General features: G+C 71.5%; 22 protein-coding genes. 9 read left to right on the top strand and 13 right to left on the bottom strand.

The features are described from left to right. Positions 1–52 precede the first annotated feature (52 nt). The 8 genes from hisF to hisD are packed head-to-tail and all read right to left on the bottom strand — an operon-like array spanning position 53 to position 5745. The gene (gene hisF / locus ACYF6T_RS35300; RefSeq protein WP_461701671.1) at positions 53–808 is read right to left on the bottom strand and encodes an imidazole glycerol phosphate synthase subunit HisF; all 756 of its coding nucleotides are present in this window, start codon (positions 806–808) and stop codon (positions 53–55) included. Then, positions 805–1206, bottom strand: a complete 402-nt coding sequence (locus tag ACYF6T_RS35295; RefSeq protein ID WP_461701670.1) for a RidA family protein — start codon at positions 1204–1206, stop codon at positions 805–807. Before ACYF6T_RS35295 ends, hisF begins: the two co-directional genes overlap by 4 nt. After that, positions 1203–1928: a bifunctional 1-(5-phosphoribosyl)-5-((5-phosphoribosylamino)methylideneamino)imidazole-4-carboxamide isomerase/phosphoribosylanthranilate isomerase PriA gene (gene priA / locus ACYF6T_RS35290; RefSeq protein WP_461701669.1), complete on the bottom strand. Its 726-nt coding sequence runs from the start codon at positions 1926–1928 to the stop codon at positions 1203–1205. Before priA ends, ACYF6T_RS35295 begins: the two co-directional genes overlap by 4 nt. Further along, positions 1925–2569 carry an imidazole glycerol phosphate synthase subunit HisH gene (gene hisH, locus ACYF6T_RS35285; RefSeq protein ID WP_461701668.1) on the bottom strand — a complete coding sequence of 215 codons (645 nt, stop codon included), beginning with the start codon at positions 2567–2569 and terminating at the stop codon, positions 1925–1927. The genes priA and hisH overlap by 4 nt, the downstream gene beginning before the upstream one ends. Beyond that, positions 2566–2730 (bottom strand): hypothetical protein, encoded by a 165-nt coding sequence (locus tag ACYF6T_RS35280; RefSeq protein ID WP_461701667.1) that lies wholly within the window; start codon positions 2728–2730, stop codon positions 2566–2568. Before ACYF6T_RS35280 ends, hisH begins: the two co-directional genes overlap by 4 nt. Then, positions 2727–3320, bottom strand: coding sequence for an imidazoleglycerol-phosphate dehydratase HisB (gene hisB, locus ACYF6T_RS35275; RefSeq protein ID WP_108013415.1), 594 nt, complete (start codon positions 3318–3320; stop codon positions 2727–2729). Before hisB ends, ACYF6T_RS35280 begins: the two co-directional genes overlap by 4 nt. Then, positions 3317–4444 (bottom strand): histidinol-phosphate transaminase, encoded by a 1128-nt coding sequence (locus ACYF6T_RS35270; RefSeq protein WP_461701665.1) that lies wholly within the window; start codon positions 4442–4444, stop codon positions 3317–3319. The genes hisB and ACYF6T_RS35270 overlap by 4 nt, the downstream gene beginning before the upstream one ends. Then, positions 4420–5745, bottom strand: a complete 1326-nt coding sequence (hisD, locus tag ACYF6T_RS35265; RefSeq protein WP_461701664.1) for a histidinol dehydrogenase — start codon at positions 5743–5745, stop codon at positions 4420–4422. The genes ACYF6T_RS35270 and hisD overlap by 25 nt, the downstream gene beginning before the upstream one ends. Before the next feature lie 157 nt (positions 5746–5902). Here hisD and ACYF6T_RS35260 point away from each other — a divergent pair, with 157 nt between their 5' ends. The 4 genes from ACYF6T_RS35260 to ybaK all read left to right on the top strand — a co-directional run bounded on the left by ACYF6T_RS35260 (position 5903) and on the right by ybaK (position 9918). Beyond that, the gene (locus ACYF6T_RS35260; RefSeq protein WP_461701662.1) at positions 5903–7480 is read left to right on the top strand and encodes an oxidoreductase; all 1578 of its coding nucleotides are present in this window, start codon (positions 5903–5905) and stop codon (positions 7478–7480) included. A gap of 153 nt (positions 7481–7633) precedes the next feature. Then, entirely contained in the window at positions 7634–8644 is a 1011-nt protein-coding gene (locus tag ACYF6T_RS35255) for a hypothetical protein (RefSeq protein ID WP_461701661.1), read from the top strand. Positions 8645–8655: 11 nt separating this feature from the next. Continuing rightward, positions 8656–9396, top strand: coding sequence for an LON peptidase substrate-binding domain-containing protein (locus tag ACYF6T_RS35250; protein WP_461701660.1), 741 nt, complete (start codon positions 8656–8658; stop codon positions 9394–9396). Between the two features lie 18 nt (positions 9397–9414). Next, positions 9415–9918 carry a Cys-tRNA(Pro) deacylase gene (gene ybaK / locus ACYF6T_RS35245; protein ID WP_461701659.1) on the top strand — a complete coding sequence of 168 codons (504 nt, stop codon included), beginning with the start codon at positions 9415–9417 and terminating at the stop codon, positions 9916–9918. 119 nt (positions 9919–10037) lie between these two features. Here the strand turns inward: ybaK and ACYF6T_RS35240 are convergent, their stop codons facing one another. The 4 genes from ACYF6T_RS35240 to ACYF6T_RS35225 all read right to left on the bottom strand — a co-directional run bounded on the left by ACYF6T_RS35240 (position 10038) and on the right by ACYF6T_RS35225 (position 13956). Continuing rightward, complete coding sequence (locus tag ACYF6T_RS35240) at positions 10038–10727, bottom strand: AAA family ATPase (RefSeq protein WP_461701658.1); 690 nt, start codon at positions 10725–10727, stop codon at positions 10038–10040. A 34-nt stretch (positions 10728–10761) separates the two neighbouring features. Further along, positions 10762–11583 (bottom strand): ABC transporter permease, encoded by an 822-nt coding sequence (locus ACYF6T_RS35235; RefSeq protein ID WP_461701657.1) that lies wholly within the window; start codon positions 11581–11583, stop codon positions 10762–10764. A 64-nt stretch (positions 11584–11647) separates the two neighbouring features. Continuing rightward, a complete protein-coding gene (locus ACYF6T_RS35230; protein ID WP_461701721.1) occupies positions 11648–12622 on the bottom strand; it encodes an ABC transporter ATP-binding protein in 975 nt (324 codons plus the stop codon). Between the two features lie 122 nt (positions 12623–12744). Beyond that, entirely contained in the window at positions 12745–13956 is a 1212-nt protein-coding gene (locus ACYF6T_RS35225) for an NYN domain-containing protein (protein WP_461701656.1), read from the bottom strand. Positions 13957–14192: 236 nt separating this feature from the next. On the opposite strand from ACYF6T_RS35225, the gene ACYF6T_RS35220 reads away from it, so the two are divergent. Continuing rightward, a complete protein-coding gene (locus ACYF6T_RS35220) occupies positions 14193–14357 on the top strand; it encodes a hypothetical protein (protein ID WP_461701654.1) in 165 nt (54 codons plus the stop codon). Between the two features lie 94 nt (positions 14358–14451). On the opposite strand, the gene dnaE is transcribed toward ACYF6T_RS35220, so the two are convergent. Continuing rightward, a complete protein-coding gene (gene dnaE, locus ACYF6T_RS35215; RefSeq protein WP_461701653.1) occupies positions 14452–17991 on the bottom strand; it encodes a DNA polymerase III subunit alpha in 3540 nt (1179 codons plus the stop codon). A gap of 205 nt (positions 17992–18196) precedes the next feature. Between dnaE and ACYF6T_RS35210 the strand changes: the two genes are divergently transcribed. The 4 genes from ACYF6T_RS35210 to ACYF6T_RS35195 form a co-directional block, all read left to right on the top strand. Continuing rightward, a complete protein-coding gene (locus tag ACYF6T_RS35210) occupies positions 18197–19546 on the top strand; it encodes a DUF2252 domain-containing protein (RefSeq protein WP_461701651.1) in 1350 nt (449 codons plus the stop codon). A 67-nt stretch (positions 19547–19613) separates the two neighbouring features. Further along, positions 19614–20306, top strand: coding sequence for a hypothetical protein (locus ACYF6T_RS35205; protein ID WP_461701649.1), 693 nt, complete (start codon positions 19614–19616; stop codon positions 20304–20306). A 93-nt stretch (positions 20307–20399) separates the two neighbouring features. Continuing rightward, positions 20400–21242: a thioredoxin domain-containing protein gene (locus tag ACYF6T_RS35200; protein WP_461701647.1), complete on the top strand. Its 843-nt coding sequence runs from the start codon at positions 20400–20402 to the stop codon at positions 21240–21242. 79 nt (positions 21243–21321) lie between these two features. Then, positions 21322–22012 (top strand): alkaline phosphatase D family protein (locus tag ACYF6T_RS35195; RefSeq protein ID WP_461701646.1); only part of this gene is annotated, 691 nt, incomplete at its 3' end.

Raw genomic sequence — 22012 nt, 5'->3', positions numbered from 1 at the left:
GAAAAGTTGCACAATACTTCTTGCGCAACTTCCCTTTCGTATCAGGGGGTTCTCAGCGGACGGGGTGCCCCGCCGCCCGCAGCGTCTCCTTCACGTCGCCGATGCGCAGGTCGCCGAAGTGGAACACCGAGGCGGCCAGGACCGCGTCCGCGCCCGCCTCGATCGCCGGCGGGAAGTCGGCGAGCCGGCCCGCGCCGCCGGAGGCGATGACCGGGACCGTCACGTGCTTGCGGACCGCGGCGATCATCTCCAGGTCGTAGCCGTCCTTGGTGCCGTCCGCGTCCATCGAGTTGAGCAGGATCTCGCCCGCTCCGAGCTCGGCCGCCCGGTGCGCCCACTCGACCGCGTCGATCCCGGTGCCCTTGCGGCCGCCGTGGGTCGTCACCTCGAAGCCTCCGGTCGGCGTCCGCCGCGCGTCCACCGACAGCACCAGCACCTGGCGGCCGAAGCGCTCGGCGATCTCGCGGATCAGGTCCGGCCGGGCGATCGCGGCGGTGTTGACGCCCACCTTGTCGGCCCCGGCCCGCAGCAGCCGGTCCACGTCCTCGGCGGTGCGGACGCCGCCGCCGACGGTGAGCGGGATGAACACCTGCTCGGCGGTGCGGCGCACCACGTCGTACGTCGTCTCGCGGTTGCCCGAGGACGCGGTGATGTCCAGGAACGTCAGCTCGTCGGCGCCCTCGGCGTCGTACACCTTGGCCATTTCGACGGGGTCGCCCGCGTCGCGCAGGTTCTGGAAGTTGACGCCCTTGACGACCCGGCCGTTGTCCACGTCCAGGCAGGGGATGACTCGGACCGCCAGGGTCATGAATCCACGGCTCCTCTGTATGCCTCTAGTTCCACCTCGACCAGGATGCGCGGGTCGACGAAGCCCTGCACGACCAGCAGGGTCGACACCGGCCGCACCGCGTCGAAGAGCTCCTTGTGCGCGCGGCCGACGTCGTCCACGTCCCGCGCGTGGGTCAGGTACATCCGTGTCCGGATCACGGAGTCGACGCCGAGCCCGAACTCGCCGATCGCCTCGACGGCGGTGGTGAAGGCCACCTTGGCCTGCTCGTACGGGTCGCCCTCCCCGTACAGCACATCCCCCTTGAAGGAGGTCGTGCCCGCCACCAGCACCCGGTCGCCCGCCGCGACGGCGCGTGCGAAACCGAAGGACTCTTCCCAGGGACTTCCGCTCTGCACCCGCCGTACGGCACCGCTCATGACGACACAGCCTCCAAGGCCTCTTCCAGGGTGAACGCCTTCGCGTACAGGGCCTTCCCGACGATCGAGCCCTCGACACCGAGGGGCACCAGTTCGGCGATGGCGCGCAGGTCGTCGAGCGAGGACACGCCGCCCGAGGCCACGACCGGGCGGTCCGTGGCCGCGCAGACGTTCTTCAGGAGCTCCAGGTTCGGGCCCTGGAGCGTGCCGTCCTTGGCGATGTCCGTCACCACGTACCGGGCGCAGCCCTCCTTGTTGAGGCGCTCCAGCGTCTCGTAGAGGTCGCCGCCGTCGCGGGTCCAGCCGCGGCCGCGCAGGGTGGTGCCGCGTACGTCGAGGCCCACCGCGATCTTGTCGCCGTGCTCGGCGATGACCTTGGCGACCCACTCGGGGGTCTCCAGGGCGGCCGTGCCGAGGTTCACCCGGGTGCAGCCGGTGGCGAGGGCGGCGGCGAGGGTGTCGTCGTCGCGGATGCCGCCGGACAGCTCCACCTTGATGTCCATCGCCTTCGTCACCTCGGCGATCAGCGCGCGGTTGTCGCCGGTGCCGAACGCGGCGTCCAGGTCGACCAGGTGCAGCCACTCGGCGCCCGAGCTCTGCCAGGCGAAGGCGGCCTCCAGCGGGGAGCCGTAGGAGGTCTCCGTGCCGGACTCGCCGTGGACGAGACGGACGGCCTGGCCGTCGCGGACGTCGACGGCGGGGAGGAGTTCGAGCTTGCTCACAGTGTTCCGATCCAGTTGGTGAGGAGCTGGGCGCCGGCGTCGCCGGACTTCTCGGGGTGGAACTGCGTGGCCCACAGGGCGCCGTTCTCGACGGCGGCCACGAAGGGCTTGCCGTGCGTGGACCAGGTGACCTTCGGGGCGTGCATGGTCGGGTTGTGCGTCTCCAGGGACCAGTCGTGGACGGCGTAGGAGTGCACGAAGTAGAAGCGGGCGTCCGTGTCCAGGCCGGCGAACAGCTGGGAGCCGGCCGGTGCCTCGACGGTGTTCCAGCCCATGTGCGGCACGATCTCGGCCTGCAGCGGCTCCACGGAGCCGGGCCACTCGTCGAGGCCCTCGGTCTCCACGCCGTGCTCGATGCCGCGCGCGAAGAGGATCTGCATGCCGACGCAGATGCCCATCACCGGACGCCCGCCGGACAGCCGCCGGTCGATGATCCAGTCGCCGCGCGCCTCCTTCAGGCCCTTCATGCAGGCGGCGAAGGCGCCGACGCCCGGCACCAGCAGGCCGTCGGCGTTCATGGCCCGGTCGAAGTCGCGCGTTATCTCGACGTCGGCGCCCGCGCGCGCGAGGGCACGCTCGGCGGAGCGGACGTTGCCGAAGCCGTAGTCGAAGACGACGACCTTCTTCGAAGGGGTGCTCAATTCCACACCTCCAGCCTCATGATCCCGGCGACCAGGCACATCGCGGCGCCGATCGACAGCAGCACGATGAGCTGCTTGGGCATCTTCTGCTTGACGAAGGAGATGATGCCGCCGACCAGGAAGAGGCCGACGACGATCAGGACGGTGGACAGACCGTTCACAGCGCGCCCTTCGTGGAGGGGAGGATGCCGGCCGCGCGCGGGTCGCGCTCGGAGGCGTAGCGCAGAGCCCGCGCCAGGGCCTTGAACTGGCACTCGACGATGTGGTGCGCGTTGCGGCCGTAGGGCACGTGCACGTGCAGCGCGATCCGGGCCTGGGCGACGAAGGACTCCAGGATGTGCCGGGTCATCGTGGTGTCGTACTCGCCGATCATCGGCGCCATGTTCTCGGGCTCGGTGTGCACGAGGTAGGGGCGGCCGGAGAGGTCGACGGTGACCTGGGCGAGGGACTCGTCCAGCGGGACCGTGCAGTTCCCGAAGCGGTAGATGCCCACCTTGTCGCCGAGGGCCTGCTTGAAGGCGGCGCCGAGGGCGAGGGCGGTGTCCTCGATGGTGTGGTGGGAGTCGATGTGCAGGTCGCCCTCGGTCTTCACGGTGAGGTCGAACAGACCGTGCCGGCCGAGCTGGTCGAGCATGTGGTCGTAGAAGCCGACGCCTGTCGACACGTCGACCTTGCCGCTGCCGTCGAGATCGATCTCGACGAGCACCGACGTCTCCTTGGTGACCCGCTCCACGCGTCCTACGCGGCTCATGCGCTCTGCTCCTTCTTCAGTTCACGTACCGCGTCGAGGAACGCGTCGTTCTCCTCCGGGGTTCCGGCGGACACCCGCAGCCACCCCGGGATGCCGTTGTCGCGGACCAGGACGCCCCGGTCGAGGATCGCCCGCCAGGCCGTGTGGGAGTCCTCGAACCGCCCGAACTGCACGAAGTTGGCGTCGGACTCGACGACCTCGTAGCCCGCCGCCCTGAGCTCGCTCACCAGCCGGTCCCGCTCCGACTTGAGCTGCTCGACGTACTTCAGCAGCGTGTCGGTGTGCTCCAGGGCGGCCAGCGCGGTCGCCTGGGTGACCGCGGAGAGGTGGTAGGGCAGCCGTACGAGCTGGACGGCGTCGACGACGGCCGGGTGCGCGGCGAGATAGCCGAGGCGCAGCCCCGCGGCCCCGAACGCCTTGGACATCGTCCGGGAGACGACCAGGTTCGGCCGGCCCTCGATGAGCGGGAGCAGGGAGTCGCCGTGGCTGAACTCGATGTACGCCTCGTCCACGATCACCATGGACGGCCTGGCCGCCTGCGCGGCCTCGTACAGCGCGAGGACCGTCTCGGGCGGGACCGCGTTGCCGGTGGGGTTGTTGGGGGTGGTGACGAAGACGACGTCCGGCCGGTGTTCGGCGATGGCCTTCTCGGCCGCCGCGAGGTCGATGGTGAAGTCCTCGTCGCGGGGACCGGAGATCCAGCCGGTGCCGGTGCCGCGCGCGATGAGCGCGTGCATCGAGTACGACGGCTCGAAGCCGATGGCCGTACGGCCCGGCCCGCCGAAGGTCTGCAGCAGTTGCTGGATGACCTCGTTGGAGCCGTTGGCCGCCCAGACGTTGGCGAGGCCGACCTCGTACCCGGAGGTGTCCGTCAGGTACGTCGCGAGCCGTGTGCGCAGCTCCACGGCGTCCCGGTCGGGGTAGCGGTTGAGGTGGCGGGCCGCCTCGCGGACGCGCTCGGTGATGCGCTCGACCAGCGGCTCGGGCAGCGGGTAGGGGTTCTCGTTGGTGTTCAGCCGTACGGGGACGTCCAACTGGGGCGCGCCGTAAGGGGACTTGCCGCGCAGCTCGTCCCGTACGGGGAGGTCGTCGATGCCGGTCACTTGCTCTGGGGAACCTTCCATCCGAACCGCGCCTTGATCGCCGCGCCGTGCGCCGGCAGGTCCTCCGCCTCGGCCAGCGTGACCACGTGGTGCGCGACCTCGGCCAGCGCGTCCTCGGTGTAGTCGACGATGTGGATGCCGCGCAGGAAGGACTGCACGGACAGGCCCGAGGAGTGGCAGGCGCAGCCGCCGGTGGGCAGCACGTGGTTGGAGCCGGCCGCGTAGTCGCCGAGCGAGACCGGGGCCCAGGGGCCGATGAAGACCGCGCCCGCGTTGCGCACCCGGTCGGCCACGGCGGCGGCGTCCGCCGTCTGGATCTCCAGGTGCTCGGCGCCGTACGCGTCGACGACCCTGAGGCCCTCGTCGACGCCGTCGACCAGGACGATCGCGGACTGCTTGCCGGCGAGCGCCGGGCGGATGCGGTCCTCGATGTGCTTGCTGGCCGCGACCTGCGGCTCCAGCTCCTTCTCGACCGCGTCCGCGAGCGCGAGGGAGTCGGTGACCAGGACGGCGGCGGCCAGCGGGTCGTGCTCGGCCTGGCTGATCAGGTCGGAGGCGACGTGCACCGGGTCGGCCGTCTCGTCCGCCAGGATGGCGATCTCGGTCGGGCCCGCCTCGGCGTCGATGCCGATCTTGCCGGTGAAGTAGCGCTTGGCGGCGGCGACCCAGATGTTGCCGGGGCCGGTGACCATGTTCGCGGGCGGGCAGGACTCGGTGCCGTACGCGAACATCGCGACGGCCGTGGCGCCGCCGGCGGCGTACACCTCGTCGACGCCGAGCAGCGCGCACGCGGCGAGGATCGTGGGGTGCGGCAGGCCGCCGAACTCCTTCTGCGCCGGGGAGGCGAGGGCGATGGACTCGACGCCGGCCTCCTGGGCCGGGACGACGTTCATGACCACGGAGGACGGGTAGACCGAGCGGCCGCCGGGGGCGTACAGCCCGACGCGCTCCACCGGCACCCACTTCTCGGTGACGGAGCCGCCCGGCACGACCTGCGTGGTGTGCGTCGTACGGCGCTGCTCGCGGTGGACGAGCCGGGCGCGGCGGATGGACTCCTCCAGGGCCGCGCGCACGGCCGGGTCCAGCTCGGCGAGGGCCTTGGTGAGCGCCTCGGCCGGGACCCGCACGGACTCCAGGCGCACCCCGTCGAACTTCTCGGCGAAGTCGATCAGCGCCGCGTCGCCCCGATGATGCACGGCCTCGCAGATCGGACGCACCTTCTCCAGGGCGGCCTGAACGTCGAAGTCGGCTCGGGGCAGCAGGTCGCGCAGGGCGGGGCCCTCGGGAAGGGCGTCGCCGCGCAGATCGATTCGGGAGATCACGTGCCCAATTCTCTCAGACCCCGGTCGGGGGCCGTCGGCGCGTTCCAGTGGCTGATACGGGATGTCCACGGAACCCGGAAGATCCTCCTCACGTCCTGTGCTTCGGGTGTGACGCAGCGGGCATGAACAGGTGTGCGAACCCAGGAGGGGAGGAGCAGTGACCGAGGGTGCCGGCATCCGGGCCGGGGACCTGCCGGACGATCTGACCGCCGCCGAGGCCGGCATGTGGCAGGCCTTCCGCAACGGCAGCGTGTACGACCTGAGCAGCGGGGACGCCACCGTCGACGATCCGCACGGCGGGCATCCGTGGGGGCCCGAGCGGACGGTGCGGGCGCGCATCGTGTGCTGGCTGCTGCTGGACGGCCCGCCCGCGCTGGCCGGCCGGGTCTCGTCGCTGAAGCTGCGCGGGGTGATGATCAGCGGCAGCCTGGACGTCGCCGGCGGCCGGGTGGTGCCCTACGTCGAGCTGCGCGGCTGCCGTTTCGAGCGGGAGGTGCTGCTGCCGGAGGCCCACTTCACCACCGTCCGGCTGATCGACTGCTCGGTGCCGCGTCTGGAGGCGGCCCGCGTACACACGGAGGGAGATCTGCACCTGCCCCGGTGCCGGTTCCCGGGCGGCGTACGGCTGACCGACGCGCACATCGGCACGGACCTGATGCTCAACCAGGCCGTCGTCCACCCCGACCGCACCGGCCGTTCGATCGCCGCCGACGGCCTGACCGTGGGCCAGGACCTCCAGGCCGAGCTGCTGGAGTCGCACGGCGAGCTGAGCCTGCGCAGCGCCACCATCGGCGTCTCGCTGAGCCTGCGCGGCGCGAAGCTCGCCAACCCGTACTTCCGGCTGGCGCTGAACGCCCCCCAGCTGACCGTCGAGCGCACCCTGTACCTGACCCCGGCGGGCGTCGGCGCCGTGACGCCGAGCGGTGCGACACCGGCGCGCGGGACGCGGGTGCAGCGTTTCGAGTGCCAGGGCGGGGTGCGGCTGGACGACGGGCGGTTCGGGGACGCGGTCGACTTCGAGCGGGCCCGGTTCGCCTTCACCGACGACCAGGAGCTGTCACTGCGCCGGGTGCAGACGCCCGAACTGCGCTTCCTCGGGGAGCGGCCGCAGCGCGGCAAGGTCGTGCTCTCGGGCGCGCGGGTGGTCAACCTGGTCGACCGGGCGAGCGCGTGGCCGGGCCCGGGCAGTCTGCACATGGGCGGCTTCCAGTACGAGAACCTGGTGCCGACGGGCCCGTTCCCGCTGGAGGAGCGGCTGGAGTGGGTGTCCGCGGCGACCGCCGAGTACAACCCGGAGCCGTACGAGCGGCTGGCCTCGGTGCTGCGGGCCGGCGGCGAGGACGAGGACGCGCGCGAGGTGCTGCTGGCCAAGCAGCGCCGGCGCCGCGAGACGCTGCCGCCGGCGGCGAAGCTGTGGGGGTACGCGCAGGACTGGACGGTGGCCTACGGATACCGGCCGGGGCGGGCCGCGGTGTGGATGGCGGTGCTGTGGGCGGCGGGGTCGCTGGCGTTCGCGCACGCGAGCCATCCGCCGGTGCAGCCCGGGCAGCATCCGCCGTGGAACCCGGCGCTGTTCGCCCTCGACCTGCTGCTGCCGGTCATCGACCTGGGCCAGGTCGGGGTGTGGCAGCTGCGCGGGGGCTGGCAGTGGCTGGCCGCGGTGCTGGTGTTGCTGGGGTGGGTGCTGGCGACGACGGTGGCGGCGGGGGCGACGCGGCTGCTGAGGCGGAACTGACGCACTGATGCGCCCCCCGGGCGGTCCTCACGCATTCCTCACCGTTCGAACATTTGTTGAACACTCACCTTTTACCCTCCCTTGACCTACCGCCCTACAACTTTCCATGACTTGCCCTGCGCCACTGGCGCCAGGCTGACCTGCGGTCTTTCAATGGTCAGCACCATGGCTCTGCTGCCCCCGTTCATCCGCGCCTCCCGGATGCACCGGAATCCGCCCCGCCCCGTCGTCACGCCGACCGCCGACGACGACGAGGTGCTGCTCGACGTGCCCGACGACCGGCTCGCCCCCGCGCTGGTCGCGGCGGGGCGCGGCGAGTTCGGGCCCGCCGCCGAGCTGCTCGCCGCCACCCGCACCGGACGCGACTGGGAGAACCGCGACCGGTACGCGCGCCGGCTCGCCGCGTTCGCGCGCTCGCGCACCGAGTGGTTCGACGCGTGGCGCGCCGAGGCCCCGCACGACGCGGACGGCCTGCTCGTCGGGGCGCAGCTGGCGGTGGACCGCGTCTGGGACTCGCCGGCCCGGGCGGAGCTGCTGCGCGAGGTGAGTCCGCTGATCACGGCCGCCGCCCGCGGGGAGGACCGCGACCCGGTGCCGTGGCGGATCGCGCTGGACCACGCCCGTGGCTCGCAGGCCGGCCACAAGTACTTCGAGGAGCTGTGGGAGGCGGCCCTGCGCCGCGCCCCGCTGCACTACGGCTGCCATGTGGCCGCCCTGTGCTACCTGGCCGAGTCCTGGCGGGGCTCGTACCGCGAGTGCTTCGACTTCGCCGACCTGGCCGCCCAGGACGCCCCGGAGGACTCGCTGATCCAGGCGCTGCCCGCCCGGGCGGCCCTGGCCTGCCTGATGGACGGCACGGGTACGGAGGTGGGCCGGGAGCGGCTGGAGGCGGCGGCCGACCGGGCGATCGCGCTCTCCGCCCGCTTCGCGCCCGCCGACCCCTGGCCGGCCCAGATCCGCAACAAGCTGCTGTACGTGCTGGTCGGCCTGGAACGCTGGGCGGACGCCCGCGAGCAGCTGCGCCTGATCGGCCCGTACGCCACGTCCTTCCCCTGGGAACGCCTCTCGGACGACCCGCTGGCGCTGTTCCTCAGGACGCGCGAGGAGGTCCGCGCGCACCCCGTCGGGGAGCGCGGCGGACGCGTCCGCTCCGGCGACCATTAGGCTTTTGCGGCGTGACCACCGTCCGGCTTCCGCTCTTCCCCCTGAACTCCGTGTTGTTCCCGGGGCTGGTGCTGCCTCTGAACGTCTTCGAGGAGCGCTATCGCGCCATGATGCGCGAGCTGCTCAAGACACCCGAGGACGAACCGCGCCGCTTCGCCGTCGTCGCGATCCGCGACGGCCACGAGGTGGCGCCGAGCGCGCCCGGGATGCCCGATCCGACGGCCCTGCCCGAGCGGGGCCCGGCGGCGGGCTTCGGCACCGAACCGGCGAAGTCCTTCCACGCCGTCGGCTGTGTGGCGGACGCGGCGACCGTGCGGGAGCGGGCCGACGGCACCTTCGAGGTGCTGGCGACGGGCACGGTCCGGGTGCGGCTGCTGTCGGTCGACGCGTCGGGGCCGTATCTGACGGCGGAGCTGGAGGAGCTGCCCGAGGAGCCCGGGGACGAGGCGGGGGCGCTGGCCGAGGGGGTGCTGCGGGCCTTCCGGCAGTACCAGAAGCGGCTGGCGGGGGCGCGGGAGCGGTCGCTGTCGACGGGGGCCGACCTGCCGGACGAGCCGTCGGTCGTCTCCTACCTGGTGGCGGCGGCGATGATGCTGGACACCCCCACCAAGCAGCGTCTGCTCCAGGCCCCCGACACCGCGTCCCGGCTGCGCGACGAGCTGAAACTCCTGCGCACCGAGACGTCCATCATCCGTAGTCTGCCGTCACTGCCGGCGTCGGAGCTGACCCGCGGCCCGACCAGCCTCAACTGACGTCACCGGGAAAGGCAGATGGCGAAGAAGTCCAAGAAGCAGCAGCAGTCCGGGGGCACGCCCGCGACGGTGGCCCTGACCTCCGCGGGGGTGCCGTTCACGGTGCACTCCTACGAGCACGATCCCGCCCACCCCTCCTACGGCGAGGAGGCGGCCGAGGCGATGGGCGTCTCGCCGGAGCGGGTGTTCAAGACACTGGTCGCGGACGTCGACGGGCACCTCACGGTCGCCGTCGTGCCCGTGGCGGGCCAGCTGGACCTGAAGGCGCTGGCCGCGGCGGTCGGCGGCAAGCGGGCCGCGATGGCCGATCCGGCCCTGGCGGAGCGCACCACGGGCTACGTCCGCGGCGGCATCTCCCCGCTGGGGCAGCGCAAGCGGCTCCCCACGGTCCTCGACGCCTCCGCCTCCGGCCACGCCACGATCTGCGTCTCGGCGGGCCGCCGCGGCCTGGAGGTCGAACTGTCCCCGGAGGACCTGGCCACCCTCACGCAAGCGGTCGTGGCGCCCATCGGGCGTGCGTGACCTCTCGACGCGGGCCCCGTCCTCGGTTAAGTACGAGGGACATGTCGAAGAAAACGCGGAAACGCAAGTGGCGCGTCAAGAAGGGCCGTTCCAACCACGGACACCGGCCCGCGTGACCCTCACGCCGGCGGGGCCCCGTACGGATCCGTCTGGGCGGGACCCTGCTGGTACGGCTCCGGGTCACGGGGGCCGAACAGGGCCGTCAGGCCGAGGTGGACCACCAGGGCCGCCAGCGGCCAGGCCAGCAGGGCGCCCTTGGTGCCGAGCTTGAGCGGGGCGGAGAAGGTGACGTTCTTGCCGACCTCCTTGGCGTGGGCGAGCACGTCGTGCTCGGGACCCAGCCACACGCCGAGCCGCCAGGCCAGCAGCGAGCCGAGCAGCCCGCCCAGCCCGAGCGCCACGACCAGCGGCACTCCCCCGCGCCGCCGCCACAGGAAGGCCGCCGCCGCGCTGACCGCGCCGAAGGCCAGCCCGAGCAGCGTGAACGTTCCGTCCACGCCGATCGCCTGCTCGCCCTCGCTGTCCTTGAGGTAGACCACCCAGTTCTTGTCGACCACGTCGCCGACCAGCGGCACGTGCGGCGCCAGCCACAGCCACAGCAGCCCGAGCAGCACACCGGCGATCGCCACGGCGAGGGTGACGACGGCGGCCTCCCGCAGTTCGGTCTTCATACCAGGGCCGTCCTGTCCGTACGTGCCGTAGCCCACCTCGTGGGGCGCGGGAGCCAGGGGCCCGTCGGCAGGGGGCTGCCACGCGCTGTGCGGGGAGTGTTCATGCGGCGGCGGAGGCGGAGTCAACGGTGCGGTCACCCTGACATCGTGCCAGGCGCGTCTGTGCGGCGCGTCACCGGACGGCCGCCCTGCGGTATGCCCAGGTGGCCACGGCCAGCGAGACGACGCCGACGGCCGCGCAGACGGCGAGGTCGCCGAGGACGAAGGCCCAGTCGGGGCGGGTGCCGAAGGTGCGGGCGAAGGCCTCGACGCCGTACGTCGAGGGCAGCAGGTCGCGGGCCAGCCGTACGATCTCCGGCATCCGGTCGGCGGGCAGCACCCCGAGCAGCAGGGCCGCGGACATGCCCAGCTGGCCGAGCAGGGTCGCGAGCTCCGGCCGCGGGGCGAGCAGGCCGAGCGCGGCGCCGAGGCCGGCCAGGGCGGCGCCGGCGAGCGGGATGACCGCCGCCAGCACCCACAGATGCGCGAGCGGCAGCCCGAACAGCACGCACCCGAAGACCGCGGTCACCACGGTCCCGGGCACGGTGAACGAGGCGTACGCCCCCGCCGCCCCCAGCACCACGGCGGCCGGCGGCACCGGCAGCGTCGCGTAGTGGTCGAGGCCGCCGCTGGCCCGCAACTGGCCGAAGTACTGGGCGAGCAGGTTCAGCGCGACGAAGGCGACGACCAGCACGGAGGAGCCGGCCACGACGGACTCGGCCTCGCCGCCGCCGTCCACGACCCCGCGCATCAGGATCATGATCCCGATCGACTGGAAGGTCGCCACGAACAGCAGCGGGATGCGCGCCACCCGGGCCCTGGACAGCTGCGCCCGGTAGACCGCGACCAGCGACGGCCACATCCGCGCCCGCGGCCCCAGCTCGGCCGCGGCCGAGCTCCCCTCCCCGGCGGGCAGCGCGCTTCCCGGCAGGACGTCGGCGGATACGACACTCACGTCGAGCTGCTCCTTCTCGCTCCGACAGTCGTCCTGTCCCATACGCATACGACCGCTCGCCCGCTCACGCCTTCACCAACCCCTGCTGCGCGGCCCCGCCCAGCGCCAGGTAGACGTCCTCCAGGCTGGGCGTGGCCAGCGTGAAGTCGTCCAGGGCGGCGAAGGCGGCTCCGCCGGTGACGGTGGCGACGGCCGCGCGGGCCTCCTCGGGCGCGAGCCGCAGCGTCCAGCGGCGTCCCGCCTCCACGGCCCGCTCGCGCAGCACGGCGACCTCGGGCACGTGCAGCGGCGCCGCCTCGCGCCACACCAGCTCGACCCGGACCTCCCCGGCGACCTGTTCCTTGAGCCCGGCCGGGGTGTCGCAGGCGATGACCCGCCCGCGGTCCAGAACGGCGACCCGGTCCAGCACCGTCTCGGCCTCGATGACGTTGTGGGTGACCAGCAGCACCGTCGTCCCGCGCTCCGCCCGCCGCCGGTCCACCGCGGACCACACGGCGCGCCGGGCCACGGGGTCCATCCCGGTGGTCGGCTCGTCGAGCACGAGCAGCGGCCGCTCCCCGACCAGCGCGGCGGCGAAACAGGCCAGCCGCCGCTGCCCGCCGGACAGCTTCTTCAGCGGCCGCCCGGCGATCGGCGTGAGCCCCAGCTCCTCCAGTACGGCGTCCCGCTCGGCCCGCGCCCGCCGCGCCTCCAGGCCGCGCAGCCGCCCGGTCGTCTCGGCGGCGAGCGACACGGTCAGCTCGTCCAGGGCGCTGGACTCCTGCCCGAGGTAGGCGAGGATCCGCGCGGCCCGCTCCGGGTGGCGCACGATGTCGTGGCCGAGGATCTCGACGCTGCCCGCGTCGGGCCGCATCAGCCCGGTCAGCTGGCGTACGAGGGTGGACTTGCCGGCGCCGTTCGGCCCGAGCAGCCCGAAGATCTCACCGCGCCGGATGTCCAGCCGCACCTCGTCGGTGGCCCGCACCGCGGGCGTCCCGGGAGCCCCGCGCCGAGCGCGCACGGCCGGATACGTCTTCGTCAGCCCGCGCACCGCGCACACGACGTCCCCGCCGTGCCGAAGTGCCTGTGCCGCGCGCGTACTCACAAAGGACGAGGGTACGGGGTCGCGAACGCCTGCCCGCTCCCGGGTTGGTCCATAACGGCACATCCACCGGTAAAGAACTACTCACCTGCGGATGCGTGCTCCGCGGCCGTCCGTACGTCGATCTCCCGCCAGAAGCCCGCCCGGATGGCGTACCGGTCGTGTTCGTCGATCTGGTCGTCCTTGTGCGCGAGCAGCCCGAAGCGGGCCGCGTACCGCAGCAGTTCGCCGTCGATGCGGTGCGGGATGCGCGGGTACATCCCCGACAGCCGCTGCAGATGGCTCTGGTCGCCCAGCCGCTCCATCCACCGCCGGGCGAACACCTGCCCGACCTCGTACGGGTCGCCGCCGACGGCCGTGATGTCCTCCTCCCGGTCGGCCCACCGCTGCTCCGCGGTCGTCAGCTGCGCGAGCGTGGGCATCGAGGCGGCCTCGGGCGACTCGGCGGGCGGCCGGTCGACCCACCCTTTGTCGGAGGACCAGCGCAGGGTGGCGGTCGCCGGGTGCGGGGCGGGCTGGACGCCGGGGGAGCGCAGCGCGGCCAGGTCCTTCGGGGTCGGCACGCCCTTGGGCGCGGGCACCCGCTCCTGCGTGCCGTTGTCCGAGACGGCGGCCGCCGGGGCGTGCTCGGTCTCGCCGGCCGACCGCTCGGGCGCGGTGAGCGCGGAGTCCGGCAGCGGCGCGGAGAGGATCGCGGCGATCTCGGGGCGCGGCGCGGGCGGCGGGGCGCAGATCCCGCCGAGCTCCTTGGGGCGTACGGCCTTGGTGATCCAGGCACGGTCCAGCACGCGTCGCTCGTCCGCCTCGGCGACCAGGTCCTCCGACTGGTTGTAGTCCCCGTCGGCGGCCTGCACGGCCCACAGGTGCACGGCGACGCCGTGCTCCTTGGCGGCCATCATGCCCGGCAGCAGGTCGCCGTCGCCGGTGACCAGGACGATGTCGGAGCAGGCGCGGTTGCGGGCCAGCTCGGTCAGCTCTGCGTGCATCGCGGCGTCCACGCCCTTCTGCGCCCAGCGTCCGTCGCTGCGGGTCAGGGCGCCGAGCCGGACGGTCACCCGGGGCATCACGCGCAGCCGGCGGTGCTCCGGTTGCGGGACGCGGTCGGGGGCGCCGTCGAACCAGTAGATGCGCAGCAGCGGCCGTTCCGTCTCGGTCTCGGCGCGCTCGCGCAGGCCCTGGATGAGGGCGGCGTGATCGACGGTGATGCGGGACCGGGAGGGCTCTCCGGCGAGGAGGCTGGCGGCCGCTCCCAGCAGATACCCGGCGTCCACCAGGACGATGCAGCGGTCCACGCGACTCACCCTCTTCCCGGGAGGTTTGCTTCGGGCTTCCTTCGAGTCTGCCCGACTGTGCGGGGGTTAACGGTCCGAACTCGATCTTCGGCGTGGCGTTTCGGAGTGCGGCCCGTGCCCTCGCTCCCCGACAAGACCCGTCACGGACGGTAATGATCCGACATGCGCCTGTTGTCAGCTTATGTGAATCTGGTCCCGGCCCTGGCCCCTAGATCCCCCACAGGAGGCAGATCACCATGGCCAAGAACAAGAAGCAGAACCGTAAGCAGCAGCCGCAGGCCGAGCGGGCCCAGCAGGCCCCGCAGACCTCGCTGGAGGCGCCGGCCGAGCAGCACCTCCCGCAGGTCACCCCGGGCGACATGGCCCGCAAGGGGCGGCAGAAGAGCTTCGGTCACAACTGACCTCTGCGTTAAGGGTTGCCGAGACCCATGCACAGCCGAGGGGCGCACCCCGTACGGGATGCGCCCCTCGGTCGTACGGTCGGCCGTGCGGCCGTCAGCCCGCCAGGCAGGACGGGCCGAGCAGCACCTTCAGGTCGCCGAAGAGCGCCGGGTCGGGCTTGACCCGGTGCCGGTCCAGGCGCAGGACCGTCGTCTTGGTCGGGCCCTGGAGCTTGATGCGGACCTCGCTGTCGCCCTTGTGGTGGGTGAGGATCTCGCCGAGGCGGCTGACCATCGGCGGGGTCACCTTCACCGCCGGGATGGTGAGGATCACGGGCGCGTTGGTGCCCGCGTTGGACAGGTCCGGCACCTGGAGCTCCATCGCCACCAGCCGCGGCACGTCCTCGCGCTTGTCGAGGCGGCCCTTGACGAACACGACCGCGTCCTCGACGAGCTGCGTCGACACCAGCTGGTAGGTGGCCGGGAAGAACATGCACTCGATGGAGCCGGCGAGGTCCTCGACGGTGGCGATCGCCCAGGCGTTGCCCTGCTTGGTCATCTTGCGCTGCAGGCCGGAGATGATGCCGCCGATGGTGACGACCGCGCCGTCCGCGTGCTCGCCGCCGGTGAGCTGGGCGATGCCCGCGTCGGCCTTGTCGGACAGCACGTGCTCCAGGCCGAAGAGCGGGTGGTCGGAGACGTACAGACCGAGCATCTCGCGTTCCTGGGCGAGCAGGTAGGTCTTGTCCCACTCCTCGGTGGTGAACTCCACGTCGAGGCCGAAGCCGGGCTCGCTGCTGGTCTCCTCGCCCATGCCGCCGAAGAGGTCGAACTGTCCCTCGGCCTCCTTGCGCTTGACCGCGACCACGTTGTCGATCATCGGCTCGTACTGGGCGGTCAGGCCCTTGCGGGTGTGGCCCAGCGAGTCGAAGGCGCCCGCCTTGATCAGCGATTCCGTGGTCCGCTTGTTGCAGGCGGCGGCGTCGATCTTGTCGAGGTAGTCGGGGAAGGAGGCGAACTTCCCCTTCGCCTTGCGCGCCTTGATGATCGAGTCGACGACGCCGGTGCCGACGTTGCGCACGGCCTCCAGGCCGAAGAGGATCACGTCGTCACCCTGGGCGGCGAAGTTGTGCACCGACTCGTTGACGTTCGGCGGGAGCACCTTGATGCCCATGCGCCGGCACTCGTTGAGGTAGACCGCCGACTTGTCCTTGTCGTCCTTGACGGAGGTCAGCAGGGCCGCCATGTACTCGGCGGGGTGGTTCGCCTTCAGGTACGCGGTCCAGTACGAGACCAGGCCGTACGCGGCCGAGTGGGCCTTGTTGAAGGCGTAGCCGGCGAACGGAACCAGCACGTCCCACAGGGCCTGGATGGCCTCGTCGCTGTAGCCGTTCTTGCGGGCGCCGGCCTGGAAGATGACGAAGTTCTTCTCCAGCTCCTCCGGCTTCTTCTTGCCCATCACGCGGCGCAGGATGTCGGCCTCGCCGAGCGAGTAGCCGGCGATGATCTGGGCGGCCTTCTGCACCTGCTCCTGGTAGACGATCAGGCCGTAGGTGACGTCCAGGACCTCCCGCAGCGGCTCCTCCAGCTCGGGGTGGATCGGCGTGATCTCCTGCTGCTTGTTCTTGCGCAGCGCGTAGTTCGTGTGGGAGTTCATGCCCATCGGGCCCGGGCGGTACAGGGCCGAGACGGCGGAGATGTCTTCGAAGTTGTCCGGCTTCATCAGGCGCAGCAGGGAGCGCATGGGTCCGCCGTCGAACTGGAAGACGCCGAGGGTGTCGCCGCGCTGGAGCAGTTCGAAGGTCTTGGGGTCGTCCAGCGGGAGGGCGAGGAGATCGATGTCGATCCCCTTGTTGGACTTCACCATCTTGACGGCGTCGTCCATGATCGTCAGGTTGCGCAGGCCGAGGAAGTCCATCTTCAGCAGGCCGAGCGACTCGCAGCTCGGGTAGTCCCACTGGGTGATGGTGACGCCGTCGGTGTGCCTGACCCAGACCGGGACGTGCTCGGTGATGGTCTCGCTGGACATGATCACGCCGGCGGCGTGCACGCCCATCTGCCGCACCAGGCCCTCGACGCCCTTGGCGGTGTCGATGACCTTCTTCACGTCCGGTTCGTTCTCGTACATCGCGCGGACCTCGCCGGCCTCGCTGTAGCGCGGGTGGCTGGGGTCGGTGATGCCGGACAGGGGGATGCCCTTGCCGAGGACGTCGGCGGGCATGGCCTTGGTGATGCGGTCGCCCATCGCGTACGGGTAGCCCAGCACGCGCGCGGAGTCCTTGATGGCGTTCTTGGCCTTGATGGTGCCGTAGGTGCCGATCATGGCGACCTTGTCGGCGCCGTACTTCTCCGTCACGTACCGGATGACCTCCACGCGCCGGCGCTCGTCGAAGTCGATGTCGACGTCGGGCATGGAGATGCGCTCGGGGTTGAGGAACCGCTCGAAGATCAGGCCGTGCGGGATGGGGTCGAGGTCGGTGATGCCCATGGCGTAGGCGACGATCGAGCCGGCCGCGGAGCCTCGGCCGGGGCCGACCGCGATGCCGTTGTTCTTGGCCCACATGATGAAGTCGGCGACGACGAGGAAGTAGCCGGGGAAGCCCATCGAGATGATGACGTCCATCTCGTAGTCGGCCTGCTTCTGGCGGTCCTCGGGGATGCCGCCCGGGTAGCGGCGCTCCATGCCGCGGCGGACCTCCTCCTTGAACCAGGTGACCTCGGTGTAGCCCTCGGGGATGTCGAACTTGGGCATCAGGTCGCGCTTCTCGAACATGCCGGTGGTGTCGACCATCTCGGCGACGAGGAGCGTGTTGCGGCAGCCCTCCTGCCAGGCGTCCGAGGAGTCGATGGCGTACATCTCGTCCGTGGACTTCAGGTAGTAGCCGGTGCCGTCGAACTTGAAGCGGTCGGGGTCGGAGAGGTTCTTGCCGGTCTGGATGCACAGCAGGGCGTCGTGGGCGCCGGCCTCGTGCGCGTACGTGTAGTGCGAGTCGTTGGTGACCAGGGGCGGGATGCCGAGCTTCCTGCCGATGTCGAGCAGGCCCTGGCGGACCCGGTGTTCGATCTCGATGCCGTGGTCCATCAGCTCCAGGAAGTAGCGGTCCTTGCCGAAGATGTCCTGGTAGTCGGCGGCCGCCTTGAGGGCTTCCTCCTCCTGGCCGAGCCGGAGCCGGGTCTGGACCTCGCCGGAGGGACAGCCGGTGGAGGCGACGATCCCCTCGGACCACTGGGAGATCGTCTCCTTGTCCATCCGGGGCCACTTCTGCAGCCAGCCCTCGGCGTACGCGTCCGAGGAGAGGCGGAAGAGGTTGTGCAGGCCCGTCTTGTCCACCGCCCACATCGTCTTGTGGGTGTAACCGCCGGAACCGGAGACGTCGTCCTTCTTCTGGTGCGGCTGGCCCCACTGGATCTTGCGCTTGTTGCGCCGGGACTCGGGCGCGACATACGCCTCGATCCCGATGATCGGGGTGATTCCGGCCTTCTTCGCGGAGTGGAAGAAGTCGTACGCCCCGTGGAGGTTGCCGTGGTCGGACATGGCGATATGGGTCATGCCCATCTCGTTGCACGCGTTGAACATGTCCTTGAGCCGCGCGGCACCGTCCAGCAGCGAGTACTGGGTGTGGACGTGCAGGTGCGTGAACGGCGGCTTTGACACGGTGGAGCCTCCAGAGGAAACAGTCGGCGACGGGCTGGCGGACAGTCTTGGGGTCAGCGTCGAAGTCTATGCCCCGAGACTGACACCGGAGCGGCTCCCCCGCGTACCTTCACAGCGAGAGTCGCGGGCACTTCCGCGCACCCTCGTCCGTTGGAGACGACAGAAACGCTGTCGTACACGTACCTGCACCAGGAGGCACCCCGCGATGTCGGTCCCCCAGCTCAGCGACGAGCAGCGCGGCGACGAGATCCTCGCCGTCTTCGACACCGCCTTCGGCGAGCTCCTGGCCGCCGACCCGGCCGCGTTCCGCGTGAAGTTCCGGAAGATGGCGGCCTCGGCGTTCGCGTTCTACCGGGGTACGGCGTGCCTCTTCTACCACGACCTGGACGCCGAGCACGCCGGGCGGGACGGCGGGCGGATACTCCGCGGCCCGTACCTGGACGAGCGCACCTCGCGCGTGTGGATCCACGGCGACCTGCACGCGGAGAACTTCGGCACGTACATGGACGCCAACGGCCGGCTGATCTTCAACGTCAACGACTTCGACGAGGCATACGTCGGCCCCTTCACCTGGGACCTCAAGCGCTTCTCCGCCTCCATCGCCCTCATCGGGTACGCCAAGGCGCTCAGCGACGAGCAGATCACCGAGCTGGTGCGGGTGTACGCGGGCGCCTACCGCGAACGGATCCACGCGCTGGCCACCGGCGCCAAGAGCGACGAGGTGCCGCCGTTCACCCTGGACACCGCCCAGGGCCCGCTGCTGGACGCGCTGCGCGACGCCCGCGCGCTGACCCGGTTCGGACTGCTGGAGTCGATGACGGAGATCCGCGACTTCGAGCGCCGCTTCGCGCCCGGCGGCGGCTCCATCGAGCTGGACGCCGCCACCCGCTACAAGGTGCTGGCGGCCTTCGACGGCTACCTGGAGACCCTGCCGGAGGCCTCCCTGGCCCGCCCGGACTCCTACCGCGTCAAGGACGTCGTCGGCCGCCGCGGCATCGGCATCGGCTCGGCCGGGCTGCCGTCGTACAACATCCTGCTGGAGGGGCACACCGACGCCCTGGAGAACGACGTCGTGATCTACATCAAGCAGGCCCAGACCCCGGCGGTCTCCCGGCACATCACCGACCCGGCGATCCGCGACTACTTCCAGCACGAGGGCCACCGCACGGTCCTCTCCCAGCGCGCCCTGCAGCAGCACGCCGACCCGTGGCTGGGCTGGACCGAGCTGGACGGCGCGGGCCAGCTGGTCGCCGAGGTCTCGCCGTACGCGGTGGACCTGGACTGGGGCGACATCGACGACCCGGAGGAGATCGCGGGCGTCGTCGCCGACCTGGGCCGGGCCACGGCCACCATGCACGCGGCGGCGGACGACACCTCCGGCGAGTCCCTGGTGCCGTTCTCCACCGAGCGGGCCATCGACGCGGCGATCGCGGCCGACGAGGAGGGCTTCGCGGAGCTCCTGGTCGACTTCGCGCACGACTACGGCGCACGCGCGCGTGCCGACCACCAGATCTTCGTGGACCTGTTCCGCAACGGCCGGATTCCGGGTCTCTAACGGTCCGTCCTCTCACAGGGACCTCTTAGTGGTCCCTTACCGGAGCACGTGACACACTCTCCACGCTATGGACATATCCGGGACCCGGCTCAGAGCGCTGCGCGCGGCGCTGTTCACGGCACTCGTCGTGACGCTCAGCACCGCGTCGCACGTGCTGCTGTCCCGGGTCCCGCTGCCGCTGAACACGGTGGCCGCGGTCGCCGCCGCCGTGTTCGCGGTCGCCTACGCGCTGGCCGGCCGCGAGCGCGGCTTCGTGCGCATCGCCGCCCTGCTGATCCCCCTGGAGCTGGCCGCCGACACGGTCTTCACCACCGGCCAGCACGTCTGCTACGGCCGCGCGGGCGGCCCCGTCGCCGGCCCGCTGCGCTCCGTCGGCTGGGATCTGCTGTGCGGCTCCGGCACCCAGGTCGCCACGCCCCTGGCCCGGGTCACCGGCACCGACACCGACCGCCTCACCGTCCTGCTCGCCCACGCCGACCCGGCCACGGCCTGGCTGCTGCTGGCCGCCCACGTCGGCGTCGGCCTGCTCGCCGCCACCTGGCTGCGCCGCGGCGAGCGGGCGCTGGCCCAGCTGCTGCGGGCGGTGGCGGCGACGACGTTCCGGCCGCTGCTGCTGGCGGTGGCCGCGGTGGCCGTCCGCCCGGCCAAGGCGACGCGCGGCGTACGGCGCCCCGGCCGCCGTCCGGCCGCCGTCCGCGACCTGCTGCTCGCGCACTCCCTGGGACGGCGGGGACCGCCGTGCTCCCTCGCGTCCGTCTGACGCACGCGCCTGCGACACAGCACCGAGCACGACCCCTTCCCCCACACGTATCCCGCGCACGCCCTGTGCGCGTCCCACATGGAGATCACCAACATGAGCAAGCGGAACAGCCAGGCGGCCAAGATGGCGGCCCGTGAGCGGCTGCGTCAGGAGCGCGAGCGCCAGGCCAAGCGGGCCAAGGTCAAGCGCCAGGTCATCGTGGCCTGTTCGGTCGTCGCCGTGCTCGCCGCGGCCGGCGGCATCGGCTACGCCGTCGTCCAGGCGAACAAGCCCAGCCACTGGGAGTCCGTCAAGGACGACAAGGTCGTCGCGCCGGCCCACACCACGGGCACCAACGGCACGACCGTCGTGATCGGCAAGGCGAGCGCCAAGAAGACCCTCAAGGTCTACGAGGACCCGCGCTGCCCGATCTGCGCCCAGTTCGAGCAGACCGTCGGTTCGACCGTGAAGAAGGACATCGACGACGGCAAGTTCAAGATCCAGTACATCGGCGGCACGTTCCTCGACGGCGACTCGCTCGGCAAGGGCACGATCGGCTCGCGCGGCGAGGGCTCCAAGAACGCGATGAGCGCCATGGGCGCCGCGCTGAACGTCAGCGACGAGGCGTTCCTGGAGTACAAGACCGCGCTGTACTCCAAGAAGTGGCACCCGGACGAGTCGACGGACAAGTTCAAGAGCGACGACTACCTCATCAAGGTCGCCCAGACCGTGCCGGCCCTGAAGGACAACAAGACCTTCCAGGCCGACGTGAGGAGCGGCAAGTACGACGCCTGGGCGCTCGCGATGTCGAAGACCTTCGACACCAACAAGGACGGCGTCACCGGCACTCCGAGCTTCGTCATGAACGGCAAGATGCTCACCGCCGACAGCAACGGCAACCCGCCCATGACGGTTGCCCAGTTCAACCAGGTGGTGAACGCGGCCCTGAAGGCCTGAGCGACCGGCGGCGAAAGAGCGGGCGAACTTTTCGCGAGTTCGCCCGCTCCGTTGATACCGATCAGTAACCTGATCGGTCGTGACCACTCGACACAGATCATCCGTGCCCGCGGAGAGCGCCGACCCGCTCTCGCCCCGCCGCCGTACGGTCGTGAAGGCCGCCGCGGCCACCGCCGTTCTGGCCGGCCCGCTCGCCGCCGCGCTGCCCGCCCGGGCGGCCGCCGAGACGCCGCAGTTCCTGCACGGCGTCGCCTCCGGCGACCCGCTGCCCGACGGCATCCTGCTGTGGACCCGGGTGACGCCCACCGCCGAGGCGACCCCCGGCTCCGGGCTCGGCCCGGACACCGAGGTCGGCTGGGTCGTCGCCAAGGACAGGGCGTTCACGACCGTCGTCGCCAAGGGCTCGACCACGGCGACCGCCGCCTCCGACCACACCGTCAAGGCCGACATACGCGGCCTGGAGCCGGCGACCGACTACTGGTTCCGCTTCACCGCGGGCGGCACGGACTCCCCGGTGGCGCGTACCCGCACCGCGCCGGCGGCGGACGCGGCCGTGACCGGCCTGCGCTTCGGCGTGGTCTCCTGCGCCAACTGGGAGGGCGGCTACTTCGCCTCGTACCGCCATCTCGCGTCCCGCGGCGACCTGGACGCCTGGCTGCACCTCGGCGACTACGTCTACGAGTACAAGTCCGGCGAGTACGCGGCCCGCGGCACGGTCGTGCGCCCGCACGCACCCGCGAACGAGATCATCACCCTCGCCGACTACCGCA

This window comes from Streptomyces sp. 7R007, assembly GCF_054850255.1.
This window is presented reverse-complemented; position numbering and strand designations above follow the sequence as displayed.

What these genes read in the sequence shown, in the direction of transcription:
- ACYF6T_RS35220 (WP_461701654.1), top strand. Translation starts at nt 14,193, where the DNA reads ATGGCCAAGAACAAGAAGCAGAACCGTAAGCAGCAGCCGCAGGCCGAG.
- ybaK (WP_461701659.1), top strand. Translation starts at nt 9,415, where the DNA reads ATGGCGAAGAAGTCCAAGAAGCAGCAGCAGTCCGGGGGCACGCCCGCG.
- ACYF6T_RS35295 (WP_461701670.1), bottom strand. Translation starts at nt 1,206, where the DNA reads ATGAGCGGTGCCGTACGGCGGGTGCAGAGCGGAAGTCCCTGGGAAGAG.
- ACYF6T_RS35210 (WP_461701651.1), top strand. Translation starts at nt 18,197, where the DNA reads ATGTCGGTCCCCCAGCTCAGCGACGAGCAGCGCGGCGACGAGATCCTC.
- ACYF6T_RS35205 (WP_461701649.1), top strand. Translation starts at nt 19,614, where the DNA reads ATGGACATATCCGGGACCCGGCTCAGAGCGCTGCGCGCGGCGCTGTTC.
- ACYF6T_RS35200 (WP_461701647.1), top strand. Translation starts at nt 20,400, where the DNA reads ATGAGCAAGCGGAACAGCCAGGCGGCCAAGATGGCGGCCCGTGAGCGG.
- hisF (WP_461701671.1), bottom strand. Translation starts at nt 808, where the DNA reads ATGACCCTGGCGGTCCGAGTCATCCCCTGCCTGGACGTGGACAACGGC.
- ACYF6T_RS35255 (WP_461701661.1), top strand. Translation starts at nt 7,634, where the DNA reads ATGGTCAGCACCATGGCTCTGCTGCCCCCGTTCATCCGCGCCTCCCGG.
- hisB (WP_108013415.1), bottom strand. Translation starts at nt 3,320, where the DNA reads ATGAGCCGCGTAGGACGCGTGGAGCGGGTCACCAAGGAGACGTCGGTG.
- ACYF6T_RS35270 (WP_461701665.1), bottom strand. Translation starts at nt 4,444, where the DNA reads ATGGAAGGTTCCCCAGAGCAAGTGACCGGCATCGACGACCTCCCCGTA.